This window comes from Eudoraea algarum, from assembly GCF_050589645.1.
GTDB lineage: Bacteria > Bacteroidota > Bacteroidia > Flavobacteriales > Flavobacteriaceae > JBNGOQ01.
The window spans coordinates 285,756-303,390 of record NZ_JBNGOQ010000002.1 but is presented as its reverse complement, the minus strand read 5'-3'; the positions used below and the strand labels follow the sequence as shown (position 1 = coordinate 303,390).

The 17,635-nt window shown below is 46.1% G+C and carries 15 protein-coding genes; 5 read left to right on the top strand and 10 right to left on the bottom strand.

What is annotated here, in order from left to right:
* Positions 1–4: 4 nt before the first annotated feature.
* From ACRD67_RS07730 to ACRD67_RS07710, 5 genes are all read right to left on the bottom strand, one after another.
* Positions 5–3,067: a SusC/RagA family TonB-linked outer membrane protein gene (locus tag ACRD67_RS07730; RefSeq protein ID WP_430966509.1), complete on the bottom strand. Its 3,063-nt coding sequence runs from the start codon at positions 3,065–3,067 to the stop codon at positions 5–7.
* 407 nt (positions 3,068–3,474) lie between these two features.
* Positions 3,475–4,314, bottom strand: a complete 840-nt coding sequence (locus ACRD67_RS07725; protein WP_430966507.1) for an NmrA family NAD(P)-binding protein — start codon at positions 4,312–4,314, stop codon at positions 3,475–3,477.
* A 78-nt stretch (positions 4,315–4,392) separates the two neighbouring features.
* Positions 4,393–4,890: an anthrone oxygenase family protein gene (locus ACRD67_RS07720; RefSeq protein ID WP_430966506.1), complete on the bottom strand. Its 498-nt coding sequence runs from the start codon at positions 4,888–4,890 to the stop codon at positions 4,393–4,395.
* A gap of 270 nt (positions 4,891–5,160) precedes the next feature.
* Positions 5,161–6,018, bottom strand: a complete 858-nt coding sequence (locus tag ACRD67_RS07715) for a helix-turn-helix transcriptional regulator (RefSeq protein ID WP_430966504.1) — start codon at positions 6,016–6,018, stop codon at positions 5,161–5,163.
* 80 nt (positions 6,019–6,098) lie between these two features.
* Positions 6,099–8,009 (bottom strand): tetratricopeptide repeat protein, encoded by a 1,911-nt coding sequence (locus ACRD67_RS07710; RefSeq protein WP_430966503.1) that lies wholly within the window; start codon positions 8,007–8,009, stop codon positions 6,099–6,101.
* Positions 8,010–8,121: 112 nt separating this feature from the next.
* On the opposite strand from ACRD67_RS07710, the gene ACRD67_RS07705 reads away from it, so the two are divergent.
* The 4 genes from ACRD67_RS07705 to ACRD67_RS07690 all read left to right on the top strand — a co-directional run bounded on the left by ACRD67_RS07705 (position 8,122) and on the right by ACRD67_RS07690 (position 10,560).
* Entirely contained in the window at positions 8,122–9,048 is a 927-nt protein-coding gene (locus tag ACRD67_RS07705) for a GntR family transcriptional regulator (RefSeq protein ID WP_430966502.1), read from the top strand.
* Positions 9,049–9,153: 105 nt separating this feature from the next.
* On the top strand, positions 9,154–9,552 hold the full coding sequence (locus ACRD67_RS07700; protein ID WP_430966501.1) for a helix-turn-helix transcriptional regulator: 399 nt from the start codon (positions 9,154–9,156) through the stop codon (positions 9,550–9,552).
* Positions 9,553–9,671: 119 nt separating this feature from the next.
* Entirely contained in the window at positions 9,672–10,172 is a 501-nt protein-coding gene (locus tag ACRD67_RS07695) for a DUF4199 domain-containing protein (protein WP_430966500.1), read from the top strand.
* Positions 10,173–10,194: 22 nt separating this feature from the next.
* Positions 10,195–10,560 (top strand): nuclear transport factor 2 family protein, encoded by a 366-nt coding sequence (locus ACRD67_RS07690; protein WP_430966498.1) that lies wholly within the window; start codon positions 10,195–10,197, stop codon positions 10,558–10,560.
* Here the strand turns inward: ACRD67_RS07690 and ACRD67_RS07685 are convergent.
* From ACRD67_RS07685 to ACRD67_RS07675, 3 genes are all read right to left on the bottom strand, one after another.
* A complete protein-coding gene (locus ACRD67_RS07685; RefSeq protein ID WP_430966496.1) occupies positions 10,557–11,864 on the bottom strand; it encodes a ComEC/Rec2 family competence protein in 1,308 nt (435 codons plus the stop codon). The genes ACRD67_RS07690 and ACRD67_RS07685 overlap by 4 nt on opposite strands.
* Positions 11,865–12,274: 410 nt before the next feature.
* Positions 12,275–13,330 (bottom strand): alpha/beta fold hydrolase, encoded by a 1,056-nt coding sequence (locus ACRD67_RS07680; RefSeq protein ID WP_430966495.1) that lies wholly within the window; start codon positions 13,328–13,330, stop codon positions 12,275–12,277.
* A complete protein-coding gene (locus tag ACRD67_RS07675) occupies positions 13,330–14,439 on the bottom strand; it encodes a hypothetical protein (protein ID WP_430966493.1) in 1,110 nt (369 codons plus the stop codon). Before ACRD67_RS07675 ends, ACRD67_RS07680 begins: the two co-directional genes overlap by 1 nt.
* Positions 14,440–14,559: 120 nt before the next feature.
* Here ACRD67_RS07675 and ACRD67_RS07670 point away from each other — a divergent pair, with 120 nt between their 5' ends.
* Positions 14,560–15,876 (top strand): hypothetical protein, encoded by a 1,317-nt coding sequence (locus ACRD67_RS07670; RefSeq protein WP_430966491.1) that lies wholly within the window; start codon positions 14,560–14,562, stop codon positions 15,874–15,876.
* Positions 15,877–16,145: 269 nt separating this feature from the next.
* On the opposite strand, the gene ACRD67_RS07665 is transcribed toward ACRD67_RS07670, so the two are convergent.
* Together ACRD67_RS07665 and ACRD67_RS07660 are read right to left on the bottom strand one after the other, a co-directional pair.
* Positions 16,146–16,322 (bottom strand): hypothetical protein, encoded by a 177-nt coding sequence (locus ACRD67_RS07665; protein ID WP_430966489.1) that lies wholly within the window; start codon positions 16,320–16,322, stop codon positions 16,146–16,148.
* A gap of 138 nt (positions 16,323–16,460) precedes the next feature.
* On the bottom strand, positions 16,461–17,609 hold the full coding sequence (locus tag ACRD67_RS07660; protein ID WP_430966487.1) for a hypothetical protein: 1,149 nt from the start codon (positions 17,607–17,609) through the stop codon (positions 16,461–16,463).
* Positions 17,610–17,635 lie beyond the last annotated feature (26 nt).

Below are 17,635 nucleotides of genomic sequence, written 5' to 3'. Positions count from 1 at the left end.
CTTTTTAAAACTTAAAATTAAATCCGAGTAGCACCTGACGGGCTTGTGGAAAAAAGCCCTGGTCAATTCCGATATTGAGCGGAGTGTTGATATTGTTCTGGCCTATTTCAGGATCTATTCCGGTGTATCCAGTAAGGACGAACAGGTTCTGGCCCGAAACATAGACCCGTACCTCCTTGGCCCCCAATGCGTCCAATACACTTTCTGGAAGGCTATAACCCAGGGTAACATTTTTTACCTTTAAATAGGTTCCATCCTTGATATGAAAGTCCGATATCAATTGCTCCCCGTTGTTGGGAGCGCTGCTTACAACAACATTTCGCGGAGCCCCTGGTTCGGTAACGTAAGATGCCGGTCTGCTGGTTCCTTGGGCGTCATATCTAATGGTCGCATCCAAAATATCGTTTCCTGCGGTTCCTGACATGAACGTGGTGAAATCAAAGCCCTTGTAGTTTACCCCAAAACTAAATCCAAAAGTAAGGTCAGGATTGGGATCTCCTATAATGGCCTTATCGCCCCCATCCGGGACCAATTGATTGTTGCCATTGCCATTAAGGTCCCTAAAGACCAGGTTACCGTTGGCATCCACGCCCTCTACCACAAAGCCATAAAAACTGGCTATGGGGTCTCCAACCTGTGTCCTGGAAGCAAAGTCATTGAACTGCGGTTGTATTTGAGCCGATGATATGAACGAAGTCTCACCGAGGTCTGTGACCTCGTTATCGTTAAATCCGGCATTTGCCGCAACATTCCAACCAAAACCACTGTTGTACGTATCCCGAAAGGACAGCAAAATTTCAAGACCCTTGTTCTCAAGAGCACCTATGTTTTGAACGGCGGGTGTTAGACCAGAGGTCAAGGGTGTCGTAGCCGAGAGCAATATATCTGTGGTTTCTTTGTAGTAGTAGTCTAACGTGAAGCCGAGCTTGTTGTTAAACGCATTGATGTCCAAGCCTATGTTGAACTGCGTCAACTCTTCCCATCCCAAATCTGGATTTGCCAAACCCGTCAATACAATTCCCGGTTGGCCTGCATAACTCGCGTTGGTGCTCACGGAAGATAAAAAAGCCAGTGCTCTGGACGAACGGTCATTACCACTTATCCCCCAGCTACCCCTTATCTTAAACAGATCTATGGTAGTAAGGCCCTGGAAAAAATCTTCCTCGGACAGTACCCAGCCAGCCGAAATCGCCGGAAACCATGCCTCTCTATTATCTGGCCCAAAGTTGGACGATTTATCCCTCCTCAAAACGGCACTGAACAAATACTTTTCCTTGTAGTTATAATTTAACCTGCCAAAGAAGGATTCCATTCCTATTTCAGTAGAAACCCCGGGGGTAAGCGTGGCATCACTATTGTCAACTGAAAGTGCAAAATTTACCTCTTTAAAATCGTTGGTTAGGAATTGTCCGGCGTCCCGTACGGTGGGTCCGCCAAAAAAACCTGTTTCAACCACCTCATATCCAAGCAATACATCCAGATTATGGTTCTTTTCCGCCAATTTTTCAAAGGCGTATTCCGCTGTTCCTCCATACTGTCTGTTAATCTGACGATTGGTACTCTCCTGATAAGCAACTCCGGTACTGGTATCGTACTGTTGACTTGGTTGCTGAATCAACGGACTGAAGGTTTTGATAAAGGAAAAATTATTGAAGGAGCCATAGGTCCCCTTTAGTTTTAAATTGTCAATGGGTTCCCAGGTCAAGGCAAAGGTCAGATTAAGCACATCCTGTATGGCCCGGGTATCGGACAAGGCAACGGAAAAGAGTGGGTTTTGAACGGCTCCCAAACTGTTGAGCGTTACGCCATTGGCTACGGGGGCAATACCCTGAAGGCCGGGATTAAAAAAGTTGCCCTGCTCATCAAATGCTGGATAAATGGGAGGTAAGGCATTAATAAAACTACTTATGCCAACACCTGCACCACCGTTGTTCTGGGCAATGGTAAAGCGGTCCTGATTCTGATATTGTGCTATACCGCTGACGTTTATGCGGTCCGTTAGATCAATGCTCAGTGCGGTCCTTATGTTTCTTCTATTGAACTCGGCCTTATTGTTGCCGCCCAATATGCCCTCTTGGCCGAAATAACCTCCTGAAACGGCGTAGGAAAGGTTCTCCCCTCCTCCGACCACGGAGGCATATACGTCCTGAACCGGCGCATCGTCGAAAAGGACATCATACCAATCCGTGTCGGGCAAAGCTGCGCGTTCCGCCTCGGTAAACTGCCCTCTAAAACCCGCAACAATCGCTCCACCGGCAGCAGCAACACCTTCGTTGTAGTATTGTACATATTGATCCCTATTCAACAAATCCGGTTTGTTCGCGAGGCTTTGGATACCGTAGGAACTCCGAACCGTAAATTCTGGTTTAGTACTTCGTTTGCTCCCTTTCAGTGTTTCTACCAAAATTACCCCATTGCCCCCTCTAGAACCATAGATAGCTGTTGAGGTGGCATCTTTTAGTACCGTTTGGGTTACAATGTCATTGGGGTTTACAAAACCTAGATTAGGCACCTGTACCCCATCTACAATAAACAGGGGGTTGGAGTTGTTCGGTGACCCTATACCCCTGACCCGAACGGTCTGGGGCGATCCGGGCGATCCCGAATTCTGTTGTACCACAACACCCGGTATGGTTCCCTGTAAAGCAGCTTCTGCCTGGGATATGGGTAAAAGTTGTATCTGTTCCGCCTTCACTACTCCTACTGCCGTGGTAACGGTTCTTTTGTTCTGGGTCTGGCCGTATCCGAGCACCACCACTTCGTCCAACGCCTGAGTATCCTCCTGAAGTATCACATTTATGGTCGTTCTGTTGTTTACCGCAACCTCTTGGGTCAGATACCCAATATAGCTGAAGACCAGTACCGCATCGCCCGAAACATCTTCCAGAGTATAGCTGCCGTCAAAATCCGTTTGGGTTCCGTTTGCCGTGCTCTTCATCAAAACACTTGCACCCGGAAGCGGTCCGGAGGTATCCGACACGTTTCCGGAAACGGTCTGGCCCATGCCGTTGAAACCAATCAACAACAAGGCCAGTGACCCCATAATTTTCACCTGTTCTTTTCTCATAAAGTTTAAGTTTAGTTAGCTAATTTTTACTTTGTCAGTAATTTTAAAATCGATAAAACATGTGCAGCAGTCCCTTCAAAATTATCGGATGTATGAGGCGATTTTCGATATTTTAACAATACGGGAGGGGGCACTCTCCATTTTTACAAGCCCAACAGGTAGGTATCTACTAAAATATAATTTATTGATTTTGAGTTTATTACAAACTCTTTGAAGGAGAGAGCGAAAATTCACGAAACCGTTTTCGTAAATTTTTTGAATTCAGGGCCCGGTTTTTTTAAAATGCCTGTTTTTAGGCAAACAGGCCGTGTTCCTGTTACCTACCCTTTTCACAAAAAAAAAGGGCAAGCCCAAAAGCTTGCCCCAAAACCCCATCGATTTGCCGAGGGTTTCCAATTTCTCTTCGCCTAACTATTGACGGTTTGGTTCCATACACCGCTGGCAGCCACTTTGCGTGTATATTCAGAAAAGTCCTTGGGCTTTCTTCCCAATACTTTTTCGATATCGTTGGTCACCACAGAGTTTTTGGGGTTGGTCAAAACTTCCGAGAAGAGGTAATTGATCAGCCAAATAAAATCCGATGGTACACCAAAACCTTCCAACATCTTGGTATAGGCAGGTAAGGAAATGGGCGTAAACGCAATTTCCCTTCCCGTAGCTTTTGCTATTTCACCTACCGCCTCTTCAAAGGTCAAGAGTCTAGGGCCCGTCAGTTCGTATATTTGACCACTATGCACGTCATCCAAAAGGGCAGCGACCACCACATCGGCGATATCATCGGTATCCACATAAGGAACCTTGGCATCTGCATGCGGCAAGGCTACATGACCTGCAAGAATGGGATCTAAGAAAAAACTTTCACTAAAATTTTGGTTGAACCAACTGGCGCGTACAATGGTATAATCTATTCCAGAATGGATGACCACCTGTTCACATAGTTCCGCCTCACGTTCGCCCTTGCCCGAAAGCAGTACCAACTTTACAATGCCGCTTTTTTTGGCTGCTTTGGTAAATCCTTCAATGGCCTCCAAAGCCCCGGGCACGGCCAGGTCTGGATGAAAGCAGAGGTATACCTTGTCCATGCCTTCCAATGCTCCTTCCCATGTTTCCGGTTGCTGCCAATCAAAGGCCGGACTTTCGGTTCGCGATCCAATGCGAACAATTTGATCTAATTTGGTAAGTCCTTGGGCAACCTTGCGGCCGGTCTTACCCTTTCCACCGAGTACTAATACGTTGTTTGTCATCATTTTACTGTTTTATATTTAATAATTGTTTCGATTTTTTTTGGAGTATAGTTTCTAATTCCACTTCCTGGCCTTGCCTTTCTAAACTGTTTTTACGCAACAGCCAAGGAGCAGCAATACGAAAGAAATAGTCGAAGAAACTGTTCGGATCAGGTGCAGCCGGTTCCATTTGGATTCGAACCTGGCCCTAAGGGAGTGGGCGTCCTCCAGACTTATTTCCATCAAATCTGTTCCGTCCAAGACCTCATTTAATGGGACATTGCCGAATAGGGTAACGAGGACAAGCCCCAGCGCATAGCAAGCTGCTGCGGCAAGAAGCAGCCAGAGGATATGACCAGGGTATCCCCTATAGGTATAGGCCGCCGCCAATATTAAAAGTAGCGGTCCAAAGAAAACAACAAAAAATTGCGGATTCAAAATGGTCCTGTTCATATGTTGAAAAGCCTGTAGATAATCAACATCGTCCAAACGTCCTATTCCCGGTGTTATAGCATTGGTCCATGTAAAACAAAGACCGGCCGAGAGTCCCGTCAGCAAGGTTGCGGTAAGCAGCAGTACAATTTTGATAGATAATTCCATGGGTAGTGATTTTAAGTTATGTTAGCCGTTATTTTCCGATGTCTCCTTTTCGGTTTTGAAATGGTGTGCAGGAAAGCCGATAACACTCCTCTTGTTAGTGGGTGTAAACGTGCCAAGGGTGCCAAAACCGGTTGCTACCCGGTGTATCCTTGAAGTGATTTCCCTATTGCCTTGCATGTCCATGTCCTTTAGTGATTTTGATAGGACAAAGTTGATGTATTGACAAGCGGGGAGCTTGTCCGAAAGGGATGAAGATTTGTTCGAAAGGGATTATTGCTTTATCTCACTGGGGCGAAAGCCGTATTTTTTTGAAAAAGCATTGGAAAATGAGCTTAGGGAATCGTATCCAACGTGCCAGGCCGCCTCTTGGACCGTTGCTTCACGATTTCTCAATAGCTGGTGCGCCCGGGTGAGCCGTTCGTTCTGAAGGTATTTAAAAACCGGAACCCCAAAGAGTTCCTTAAAGTGTTTTTTCAGTTTGAAGCTATTCAGCCCTATTTGCTTGGACAGTTCCGTTAGCGAAGGTGGTGTTTCAAGATTGTTGGAGAGGATTTCCTTGGCTTCGAATAGCTTTTCGCGCTCGGATGCCTTGATCATATCGGTATGCATCGTGGCCAGTTGCCCAAAAAAATGCGACAACAAAGCCGTCATCTGGCTCCTAAAGAACATCATTTTGGTTTTTCCTTCATAACGAATATTGAATACTTGATCCACGATGTGCTGCATTTCAGGGGTCATATAAAATCGAGGACCTTCCACGTAGTGATCTTCAGGATGCACTAGTTGGTGCAGCAATTGTGAAAACAATTCCCCTTCCTCATTGGGAAGTTTTTCCAGATTTCGCGTCGCCGTAGCGATGACAATGCATTGAAGGGGTTTCGTGGCTGAAACGGTATGGACGAACACCACCTTTTCATTTGCGTAGAATGAAAGTGCCAAGCCTTTTGTATGATTAAAATCCGTTTGCTTATCTGCATATTTTACAGAAAGGTCCACATTACCCGAACCATAGAACGCCACTGCAATTACGGGTTCATCAAACGTACAGCTATCTGTCGTAGATTGCTCCGAAGCGGATTCTTCCACTAGAATGGTAAAATCATTGATATCTATTATGTCCCTGGTCATAGCACCAGGGTAAATTACACAAAAAATATGATTTTTATGCGTGTTTCCCCGGCAGACATATCATCCGCGACCTTACCTATTTATTGTTTTGCCATAGGGTCTATTGCCCGGATCGCACTGCGCAACTGTGCATCGGTAAGTTTGTAGATCTGGACCAGGGCGGCTTGGTCGGTGTCATAGGCTGCAATGATATGGGCATGGTTCTCAATCCACTGCACCAGTTTTTTAATGACCCTTAGGTTGGCATTGCCGTGCGATGTTCCATCGCCAATATTCCTGGATAGCACGGCATTAAAAGAAAGTAAGGGTTTTCGAGAAAAGTAAATCTCTGACAGTTTTGCGGTATATTCGAGCTCTTCCGAGGAATAGGAATAGTTGTTTTTTTTGTCAATGGCATGTCTACCTTCATGCGCGTAGATGCTGGACTCCAAAACAATACGTTCCAAGGCGTTGATGAACTTTAACCGCAGCGCGCTACCGCTTAGTCCGGTATTCTTCAGGGAGTCCAGAATTTCCTTTTTTTCATTATAGTTGATCCATTCGTTTAAACCCGGCAGGTAGGCATGCTTATCTTCCAAAGCCAGGGAATCGTCCAGGGCGCGAAGTTTCCGTATCTTCTTTTGTGTTTTTTGGATTTCTACCGAATCCGTTACGGTCAACCAAGAAAGTATAGGTCCACCGGTATAGGCACTTCGCACCTGCAAAAAGGATCCATCGTCGTTTGCCCAGCCCCCGGTTTCTGCCTCCCCATCCCAAAACCAGCCGGAATAACCGTTGGATATCATATGGTCTATGGCCACATACCTGAACTCGGCTTTTTCCCTGTACTGCTCGATCGTTCTTTTATCATCCAACATCACGTGTCCCATATGTAGCCCATAATAGCCGTTGGCGCTCATGAATTTTACTACGGCCTTAAATCGCTTCCTAAGCTCCTTCACCAGGTTTTCCTCAGAAAGGGGTGGTTTATCCCCTTGCCATGACAACGCATCCCATAATTTTTTTCCTTCGGCGAACATGGCCTGCATATAGTGTTTTTTGTTTTCATTCCCGTTTATGGTCTTTATATAAAAGGCCTGGGTAACGCTATCTATACCCCGTAGAAAATGAACATAGGAGCCTATGTTATTGATGGTCGGATCGGTATGGAGCCCATCACCAAAGTGAACTTTCTTGACCATTTGCGAAAATTCATAAAACCCGGATTCCGCCAGACCTTTGATGATAACGACAAGGTCGGTTTCTGTTTTGTAATTGGGGGTATAACGAAACAGGGCGTCCCGGAACGCGTGGGGAGCTTTTAACAGGGAGGGATGCACCTGATCAATATCGGTGAGCCGGTAATAGGACATCCAGGCCGTAAAGGACTCCTCTCCCCTGCCCAACAGTAGGGAATACCCCAGGTACCGTTTCGCGATATCCACATCTCCAGGCTTATCACGGGCGAGATTTTGAAGCAGCTCATATGCTTGTTGAGACTTCGGGTTGGTGTATGTTGATACATCTTCGCCAGCAAGGGCAAGTGCTTTCTGCTTTTCAAAAAGGGCTTGGACGTAGAACAACTGGGCGTGATATTTTTCAGTTTCGGAAATGCCGTTTTCCAAGGCTAAAGAGGAAGCGGCAATGGCCTCATCCCACTTTAACTCCTTCGCGAGGAGCCTTGTCCGTAAAAGGTATGTCCAACTTAGGGCATGATCCAGTTGCTCCAGGGTATCCAGAAGGGCATGCGCTTTTTTGTTTTTCCGATAGAATAGCCAGTCCATCTTGGCCAAATAGCGGGCGGCGGCGGTTCGGTCTTCCAGGGTCTGTACCGTATCCTGCCAAACATTGGTAAAGACCGAATAGGCTACGCTATGATCCATGGAAAAATAGGCGTTTTTCCCGTCTTGAAGGGAATGACTCCCTGGGTCCACCCCACTACCTGGGTCGTTGTTGCATGCAAAAAGCATTACAGAAGATAAACTGGTAAGGAGTAGATTGATGAATTTCATGGATGTTGCTTTGTGACAAACATACAAAATTAGTTTTAATCTGTAATATTTTTTATAACAGATTTAATTACACTATTCCTTTTGGTTATATTTGAAACAGAAAACAGGTCCTATGGAGTTGATCAAAGGCAAACAGGCCGATATTGTGCAACATTGCATTTATGAGATAGCGACGGGCAAATGGCCATCGGGGCTCAAACTCCCCTCGGTTCGGGAAGCGGAGAAGCTTTGGGGCGTGAACCGGCATACTGTTCTGGGCGCCTATAGGGAACTGGAGAAAATAGGCTTGGTAGCCTCCAAGGACCGCAGTGGCTATTATGTCAAGGAAGATGCCGCCCATGAGGTAGGCGATACCGGTTTAAACCAACTATATTTAAAAGTGAAAGCACTTATTGGCAAGCATTCCGACTTTGATCTTTCCTATACCTTCCGCTATTTTAACAACATGGCCATTTCCGAGGCACGGACCAGTCCGGCCTATGCTTTTTTGGAGTGTACACAACAACAGGCCGAGGACCATGCGGGTGAAATCTACCAAAAGCTGAACGCATATGTGTTGCCTGTCTGTATAGCGGATATTGAAATCGGGTCCTCCCAAATTCCGGAGAGTGTACGAACCTTGTTGACCACCGGGTTTCACATCCAGGAGGTGAAACAGCTTGGAAAGCAGTTGGGCAAGGAGGTAGTGAACATTCCTATAGAGGTAGACCCGGACCTTCTTCTAAAATTCGGAGGTCGCACCGATATGGACCAGGCCCTGGTCGTTGAGCTAGAAGGGCATATGTCCTCCAATATTGCCAAGGACGTGCAAGATTTGACCAAACATATGAAGATTCGGCAAAAACTGATCACCGATGTCGAGCGCGAGATTACCGAGATACTGCAGGACGCGGACAACCAACTTCTACTACTATCCCCCAGGGTTTGGGGAAGGTGCTCCAGGGCAATCAAAAAGGACAGTCGGGTAAAATTAATCCGCTTTAGGGTATCCCACAGTTCATGGAAAATTGTATCGGGAACGCTAAAAATACCCTTTTAGTCCGTATTCCAGGCGTGGAGGAGCGGTCCCAAACCTTCCGTAAACATCGGATGGTTGACAATGGGGAATGGAATGATTAAATTTGATAGTGCATTTCCATCCATCATGAGAAAGACCATACTGATCTTTGGAAGTCTAGCGGCCGCTATTTTTATCCTGTTCGAACTGAACAAACTCTCCCTATGGAGCACAGGTGATGCCGCTAACGTGTTCATTGTCCTCTCGGGGGCGCTGTTTATTCTGATCGGTTTTCTCATCAATAGGTTTCTCCAGCAAAAAAGGGAAAATCATAGACCGCGTATTTTACGGAAGTCAAATCTCACCAAGCAGGAACACAAGGTACTGCTACTTATGAACGACGGTTTATCCAACAATGAAATAGCAGCGCAGCTTTTTATTGCCGAAAGTACGGTGAAGACCCATGTTTCCAATATTTTGGTAAAGCTCAAGGCCAAACGCAGGACGGAGGCTGTCAAAATAGGACGCGACCTCCATATCATCTAGGGAAATATGCCCTGGTACTTTAGTAGGAAATATGCTTGGAACATAAAAATCCTACTTTAGGGGGATTTTTTTTTCGAGCCAATGGGCTATACTTGTGGCAACTATTCAAATGATATCCTATGAAAAATTATGTACTGCGTTACGGCCTATGGGGAGGCGGCATCTCCATTGGACTGGGTTTGATCAACTGGTTTACGGTCGCACAAATCTATGGCCCTGGGGTTTCACAGGCCATTGGCTATCTGTCCATTGTCCTGTCCCTAATGTGTGTCCCTTTGGGAATTAAGTATTTCAGGGACAAACTTAACAGCGGCAAGCTCACTTTCGTCCATGGATTCAAAATAGGGCTGGGCATCACCTTTATCGCCTCCTTGGTCACCTTTTTGTACAGCATGCTCTTTTTTGCGATGGCCGGTGACCGCTTTGACGAGTGGAGCAGAAAAGGGCTTTCCGAAACCGAGCTCGCTGAAATGCAGGCCCAAATAGCGCAAACACCCGATTTTGTCCTTACCCCCTGGTTCCAGGGTCTTGTCCTGTTCCTAACGGTATTCATGATCGGTCTGATCATCAATCTTATCAGTTCGCTCGTCCTAAAGCGTGCAGAAATAAATGACCAATAGTTTCAACCAAAAATAACGTACAATGGAAATAAAGGATTTAGTAAAAAAATGGTTTGCCGTCTGGGAAACGGGCAACTTCCAAGAAATCCCTGTAACCGACGATTTTAAGCACACTAGCCCATACGGAACCATACCATCAAAAAAGGAATACCTAAAGCTGGTAGAAGCCAACCGGGACAAATTTTTGGGCAACCGTATCCTCGTCCATGACGAGATCTATGGTCCCGATAAAGCCTGTGTTCGCTATACCGTATCCAAGGACGATTTTACCATGGAGGTAAGCGAATGGTTATACCGGAAAAATGGCCTGATACAGGTAATTATTGCCTACTACAATATTGAGGGGGAAATCAGCGATGAACGGAAACTTTCCGAGCCCCAAGCTTAAGTGTCCGAAAATTTCATCTCGTAGGACTCCCATTGGTAGCCCATTTTTACACGCCTAAAGGCAAATATCTGTTCTCCGTCTGTGCGTACATTGATCATTCCGGGCAGAACTTTCTTAAAACGTTGTCTCGCTTCCTTGTTGGATGCTGCCTGTGAAAAATCCAAATCGCCCATGGTGGTGATTACGACCCCGGAATGGTCCACAGCCTCCGGGTCGCCCGAATCTATGAACAAAGCGGATAGTTCCGTGGAGAATATCAAAGGTTTCTTCCCCCTCCCCGCCTTCCCGATACCTCCAAGAAAAACGGCCCTGGGATGTCCGTGATCTGGCGTTTCGCCCGAAGAAATCACGGTAATCATGGGATTGATGTCGTTGAAGAGTTCCTGGGAGAATTCATGACTCCCGTGATGGGGGGCTTTAAAGATATGGGCGTTTACTTTAAGACTGTTTCCTACCACCTGCAACAGGTGCTCACTTCCCTCTATGTTGATGTCACCCGAGAAAAAAGCCCTCACATGATCATAATCGATCCTAAAAATCAAGGAATGTCCGTTTATGGTATGTGATTTGTTTCCGAACCACTTAAAACTACCGTCCGTCTCCAAAACAGGTCCCAATACCTCCAATTTGATGTTGGGGTCACCAACATCCATAAAGCCTTCCGTGCTGTCCAGTCTTCTATAATTGGCTTGCGATGCCTTTACCGCATCGATCCAATTCTTAAACCCACTCTTGAGGTCAGCCCCATCCAGATCCGATAGGCTGCTATGGATGGTGGTGAGCTTTCCGTTGACCCTTGTGCCCAGCACCTCGTTGTGGCCCGACTCATAGAGTCCAATTCCGTTGTGGTAAATGTTTTTAACAGTAATCTGGGGATGGTTTAAGAGCGGGACCAGTCCCACGACATGATCCTTGTCCGCATGGCTCAAAAAGAGATGGTCAATAATGACAGAATTGGCAGCTTGGTCCAGTCTATATTTCCATATCAAAAACCCTAGGGCCCTGTCCTTGAGTCCTCCATCGACCAGTATTTTGGTATTGTTCGGCGTAACAATGAAGGAAGCATCGCCCTGGCCAATGTCCAAAAAATAAAGCTCAAGGCTCCTTTTCTGGACAAATTGGGTGTTAGCGGCAATTTCACCTGGCCGACCCCGGTAGGTAGCGTCACGCCGGTCGGCCGCCGTACCGTCCTGGGCGGTATCCAATTCAAATTGATCCCCATAGATGGCGACATAACTGACGTCTTCAACGCCATTATTAAAATAAAACCGTTTCGTTTTTTGACCGAGGAACTTTTTTGCCATGATGCGCAACGCTATTTGAACCGTTTAAACCGTCCCCTTCAGAATCCCATATTCCGCTCTTGTCTCCAAGCGGCTCACAAATTCTGTAGGAGATACCTTAAGTTACCTCAATGCATTAGGTTTTGGTTTGGAATATGTATAGCCAGCTCCATTTTGTGTATAGATGGCAATGGGTATTCACCCGCAATGCCCGGGCCCGTTCCGGAGCTTAGCTTTGATATAAAGTCCCCTGATTTATTTGATGCCCAACATCTTGTTAAAAGTGCGTACTTCACGCACATAAAATTCATGGAAGCGTCTTCTTAATTCCTTATACGATGGTATACGTTTCATATTCCTTTTATTTTGTGGTTATTCTATTAGTAGCCACAAGTTGGAAAATGTCACAAAAAAACCGATCTTATCGTATTTTATTTTAAATGCTGACGCAATGCCCGCGTCAATTCGTCGGCTTGATCGATCCAAAGAAGGTGCCCCGCATTGTCTATTTCGTGGAAGACCATATGTGGGATATCTGAGGTCCATTTTTTATTCAACAGATTTCCGAAGGCCAACCAATCATGGTTGCCGGAGATAATGACCACGGGGTAATCCCTTTTTCGAAATTCGGCAATGAAGTCCCAGCCATCCGGTGGATAGCTCTTCTCTGTAAGTCCGTAAACATGGGCCTTGTACAAAGCCCTCCCACCTGTCATTTGCGGCCATTTTGAAATATCCGAAAGCATAAGTTTCCCCATATTGATACGATACTTCATGGTTTCTTCCTTGGAACTCAGGGGTGGCGATTTCCGGTTCAATCCATATTTGTCCAATTCTTCTTCGGTTTCAGGTCGGTTGCGGTAGGCCACGGAAGCCAAGTATTCTTGGTGTTGAAGTTCTTTGTCCGTTTCTGGTAAGGGTTCCCTGAGCCGGGCCGGAGCCAGCAGTACCAGTTTCTTGATGTGTTCCGGATACCGGTGCGCATAGGCACTGGCCAATACCCCTCCCATGGAATGCCCCGCGAGCGTCATTTGGTCTAATTTCAATTCCTTCCGTAAAAGTTCCAGATCTTCAATATGGTGATCAAAGGTGATAAGGGAGTCCGGAAAGGGCGATCGCAAGGAACCCCGTTGTTCATAAAAGAAAAAATGAAAATCCTTCCCCAAATCCTTGACGGCGGTCACAAGACCACTGTGTTCGGCTCCCCACCCGCCATGAAGCACGATAATGGTATCCTTACCAGCACCGAACTCACGAACGTATAATTGTGGATCGGTCTCCCAATCTCCTGCGGAAAGAAACCAATCTTTCATTTTCAGGTGGCTGTTCTCAACGCTTTCTTCCACATCCCTCTGGGGTCCGCACCCGAGCAACAAACCAATAATCAAAAGCGGAAGTGCAAGGGTCGTGGAGGTTTTCATTTTTTGGATCATTTCCATGTTGTTGTAAAGGTGATGTCTTTTGGTCCGTGTTACAGGAATTTTCATTAGTCTTGGAGCCGTGCTATAAAACCCCAGTTGGTATGCTGCAGACGGCCCATGGTCTTAAAGCCTTCCCCGAAAAAAGCAGCATCCCCATCCGCTATGAACAGTAGTTCATTGCTTCCCTTTTTTAGGTCGAGGGTCGTCCGGAACATACCATCGAACATGCGCTCAAACTTGATCTTCCCATAACTAAATACCTCTTCACCATTTAAAAGGATACGTACCTTGCCTACAAAATCGAAATGCAGGATTTTTGTCTGGGCACTTTCCGCCATAAGCTGCGTTTTGGCAACCGCTACCCCTGTCGGGTATTCAAAATAACGGGATAGATTCACAAAGGCATCATCGGGTTCATACACCTTTTTCCACGGACCGGACATGATGTTCGGGTCTACTGTTGCAGCCAAATGACTGGATGTGGTATCCCTGGGAAATTGGACGGAAATCTCCCATTCACGCAAAAAAGATGCCGAGAGCGGCTTGGCGACCTTGGGTGCTACCTCCGGTAGGGCTTTGAAAGTGACATTGGCAAAGTAAGAGGGGCCGAACATACTACGCAATAGAAAATGCTCGCCGTTTAGTTCTTTGTCCAACAACCTTACCTCCATTTGTGGTTCCTTGCTATTGTTCACAAAGACCTTTAAGCGGTTTCCCTGAACTTCAAAGGCAGCATGGAACCATTCCAAGGATTCAATATCGGCCTCCTTCTCATAGGTGGGATAATTATAAAACACCCAACTTAGAGCACCGTTGTAGATTGGGATATATTGTATGGCCTCCCGGGTTCCTCCCAAACCGGGCCTAAAATAGATAAACTGATAGTTGTGCTCGTTGGCCACATGAAATCCTAGACCGGACATGACCGCCCCGGCAATATCCATCTCTACCCTAAAATTTTTGGCTTCTACCGCTTTTGTCAAAGCAATGGACTGTTTTTTACTGTCCAGTTTTAAGCTTTGTTTACCCTTAAAAATGGTATCGATATAGGCTGTGGGTTGGTTGTCTTCTGATAGAATGGTACATTTATCCTGCTCAAATAGGTTTTGCTGTCCCAGAGCGCAAAGTGTGTACCCCAGGGAAAATAAGGTAAGTACTGTTTTTGGAATTTTCATGTACAAGAGGTTTTAAAATCGTTTATTTTTATCCTAAACTAAAGGAAGTGTAGGAAGGCCTGTTTTCGTTTTACACTTATTTTAGGACCTTTTTTCGATCAATACTATACACGGCTGTAAATGAACACTTTGGCGACCATAGACCGGGAATTGTTGAAAAGTATCAAGCGGCGGATCGTTAAGGCTTCCGGCCTTGAGGGCAAGACCGATTGGGTGCAGAAAGACTATGAGTTTTTGGTTTTTTACATCGAGGACCAGACCGGGGTACCCCTAAGTCTTTCCACCATCAAACGGATATGGCGAAACGAATATCACCGACTGCCCCATATCTCCACCTTGGATGTACTTGCCCAATTGGCCTATCAAATGGACTGGCTAAGCTTAAAGAAAAAATGGCTGTCCAGAACGCCTTGGACAGATCCCGCCTTAGTAGGTGAAAAGAAAGGGAAGCGTAATCCGCTGATCTATATTGTGGTTATTCTAGGTCTGCTGTTTGGCCTGGGCGTCCTCCTTTCCTTGGCATTGGACAAAACCCCTACCCTATCCCCTGCTGAAAGGGAGGCTGTGACCTTCTCCTATAAAAAATCCGTGGAAGGAATAATTCCCAATACCGTTGTTTTTCATTACAATGTGGAATCCGTGACGGCCGATCGGTTTTTTCTTCAGCAAAGTTGGGATGAGAGCCGAAGGGTGGAAATCTATAAGGGCAATACGGAGCAAACCGATATTTACTACGTACCAGGCTATTATACGGCGCGACTCCTGGCCGATACCGTGGTCATCAAGGAAATACCCATCCATATTACACATTACGATTGGTTTATGGCTGCACGGCAACCCATGTCCACGATACGGGCCTTTGACCGTAAGTACTGGTCGGATGCCCCTCATATGGGCATTGATGAAGACGTACTTCGGGCAGGTCATATTGATCCCTCCCAAGCCTTTCAACTGGCTTTTTATCTAGTGAGGGATTTTGGTATGGACGGTGATAATTTTAGCTATAGTACCCTATTTAAGATGGACCCTCTGGATGCCGTTCCCTGTCCCAACATAAACCTCCATGTACAGGGAGAAACGGGTTACTATTGGATCATGTTCGGACTTAAAGGTTGTGAAAGTGAACTGTACACACGCCTGGGCGAAGTGCAACATCCTGGCAAATACCAGGATCTTACCATGTTCGGGACGGAAATGTATCAATGGCAAGAGGTGCAGCTTACTGTCGTGGACCAAAAGGTGAACTTTGTGCTGAACGGGAAACCCATCTTTACATCGACCTACACCGAACCTATCGGGGCCATAAAGGAAATAAGCTACTTTTTTAACGGGCTTGGGATGATCGATGATGTTCGGCTATGGGACCATACGCAAACGCTCCGTTTTTCGGAAGATTTTGAACCGCACAAAGCAAGGGAACCGGAAACCGTAAATTAGGCGTAAGGCAGTTTCGAGCGGCGTAGGCTGTAACAAAATCCCTTCGCAAACGTCTATTAGTTAAGGACTAAGACATAAATCGTCATGAAAACACTAAACATGAATTATGCGAAACGCAGCTTGTATTACAGCCAGGAAAACGGCTGGTGCATGAATCGCTACTATCGCTACAGATCTACATTTGGTATCCATTCCAAAGGCTAAACGCTGTTGGCCTTTAGCTTGGGCACACGCCACTTAGGAATTTGGACAAGGGCAACATAGGAACGTCAGTTACTTCTGTGCGCAAAGATTGCAGCAATTACCAATCCCAGGCCCAGACCGCTAAGCAGGGCCGCCACAAACAACATTGGGGAGTGCTGTACAAAGGCAAGTCCCACTCCGACCCCGGCAATGAGCATACCTCCAATGGCTACGCCCCCGCTATCTTTTTTCTTGATCGACATACTTTGGTTATATAAAAGTTTGGGCACAAGATATTCCGAACTGGGGGTTTTTGAAATGACCCTTGTCATGGAATTCACGGGTGGATGTGTTCCGGTAAAAGGCATTGTCGATGCCCTTAAATTTTCTTTGGCCTGGATTTATTTGGTTTTTAATTCCTTGATCAACCGGATGGAGCATTCCTTGAAAAAGTTTTCCAGCACATCTGGCGCCACATATTCGTAGGGGGTATCCTTGGTATCGGTGCTAATGGCATGCAACTTGTTGGACGTACCGGCAGCGTTTATCCGATACCGACAACCGTCCACACAAGGGGTATAATAAAAAGTATACGACCCCACCAGGTCGTTGTCCTTTACACTGATCAGTTTAAATTCTGCAGAGGTCCCCGTAAAGGAAAAATTGACCGATGCTGCTTGTTCGCTTCCATTCCCATCCACATATTTATTGGTATTGTGCTTAATATCCCCGTACGTTACCAATTCCAATATAAGGTCGGTCTTGGTGCTTCTATGGATACCTGCATAATCCGCAGAACTGTTCTCCCCTTCCAAGGCCTTGGCAAACATGGCCCGGTCCCGAACCACATAATCGGCCTTTAACAGTTCTTTCTCAATGGTACTGTAAATGGTATTGTTGATCTGTTTTTGAGCCTCTGTGATCTTGTCTTCCTCAGAGACCGGAACCCTTAACACAATGGATGTGTTTCCAGTGGTCTTCAGGATGTTGGACAGGGAGGGTTTGGTAAAGATCTCGTCCCGTTTGGGCTGTAGTATAAAGGTAGCCTGCGTATAGACCACAGGTTTTTTGGGCGCTGGAGGAGTACGCACTGCGGGTCTGGAGGTTTTACTGGCTACGAGTCCAAAAATGGCCAGGGCACATACTGCCAGGCCTACAAAATGTAATTTCAGCTTTTTCATGGAAAAGGTTTTTATGGAATAAAGGATTAACAAAAAAATATAGATGAAGATATCTATCCAATCAAAGGTTCCGTACAGTATACCCATGGCCTGCAACCCCTCGCTCACGACCGGAAGACTCCATAAGATTAAGCTGTACACCCTGGGGTAGCTTAAGGTGGCCAGATAATCCGCCATTAGATAGACTGCAAGGCACCAAGCTAGGTCGGCATAATGGTTCTTGACCCAAAGAAGGAATGGGTTATCTATAGTGATTGGATTAGGATTCCCAAACCCCAATACATCAAAGATGTAGATTTCTGGTCTGAAGCCCCAATAGGACATCAGCCCTGAAATCACAAGCAGCATGGCATATAGCGGTTTGTTCATGATGGGTTTATCCTAGTTTATACTCC

What these genes read in the sequence shown, in the direction of transcription:
- ACRD67_RS07665 (WP_430966489.1), bottom strand. Translation starts at nt 16,322, where the DNA reads ATGTCGATCAAGAAAAAAGATAGCGGGGGCGTAGCCATTGGAGGTATG.
- ACRD67_RS07720 (WP_430966506.1), bottom strand. Translation starts at nt 4,890, where the DNA reads ATGGAATTATCTATCAAAATTGTACTGCTGCTTACCGCAACCTTGCTG.
- ACRD67_RS07695 (WP_430966500.1), top strand. Translation starts at nt 9,672, where the DNA reads ATGAAAAATTATGTACTGCGTTACGGCCTATGGGGAGGCGGCATCTCC.
- ACRD67_RS07670 (WP_430966491.1), top strand. Translation starts at nt 14,560, where the DNA reads ATGAACACTTTGGCGACCATAGACCGGGAATTGTTGAAAAGTATCAAG.
- ACRD67_RS07685 (WP_430966496.1), bottom strand. Translation starts at nt 11,864, where the DNA reads ATGGCAAAAAAGTTCCTCGGTCAAAAAACGAAACGGTTTTATTTTAAT.
- ACRD67_RS07710 (WP_430966503.1), bottom strand. Translation starts at nt 8,009, where the DNA reads ATGAAATTCATCAATCTACTCCTTACCAGTTTATCTTCTGTAATGCTT.
- ACRD67_RS07700 (WP_430966501.1), top strand. Translation starts at nt 9,154, where the DNA reads ATGAGAAAGACCATACTGATCTTTGGAAGTCTAGCGGCCGCTATTTTT.
- ACRD67_RS07725 (WP_430966507.1), bottom strand. Translation starts at nt 4,314, where the DNA reads ATGATGACAAACAACGTATTAGTACTCGGTGGAAAGGGTAAGACCGGC.
- ACRD67_RS07690 (WP_430966498.1), top strand. Translation starts at nt 10,195, where the DNA reads ATGGAAATAAAGGATTTAGTAAAAAAATGGTTTGCCGTCTGGGAAACG.
- ACRD67_RS07715 (WP_430966504.1), bottom strand. Translation starts at nt 6,018, where the DNA reads ATGACCAGGGACATAATAGATATCAATGATTTTACCATTCTAGTGGAA.
- ACRD67_RS07675 (WP_430966493.1), bottom strand. Translation starts at nt 14,439, where the DNA reads ATGAAAATTCCAAAAACAGTACTTACCTTATTTTCCCTGGGGTACACA.
- ACRD67_RS07730 (WP_430966509.1), bottom strand. Translation starts at nt 3,067, where the DNA reads ATGAGAAAAGAACAGGTGAAAATTATGGGGTCACTGGCCTTGTTGTTG.
- ACRD67_RS07660 (WP_430966487.1), bottom strand. Translation starts at nt 17,609, where the DNA reads ATGAACAAACCGCTATATGCCATGCTGCTTGTGATTTCAGGGCTGATG.
- ACRD67_RS07705 (WP_430966502.1), top strand. Translation starts at nt 8,122, where the DNA reads ATGGAGTTGATCAAAGGCAAACAGGCCGATATTGTGCAACATTGCATT.
- ACRD67_RS07680 (WP_430966495.1), bottom strand. Translation starts at nt 13,330, where the DNA reads ATGAAAATTCCTGTAACACGGACCAAAAGACATCACCTTTACAACAAC.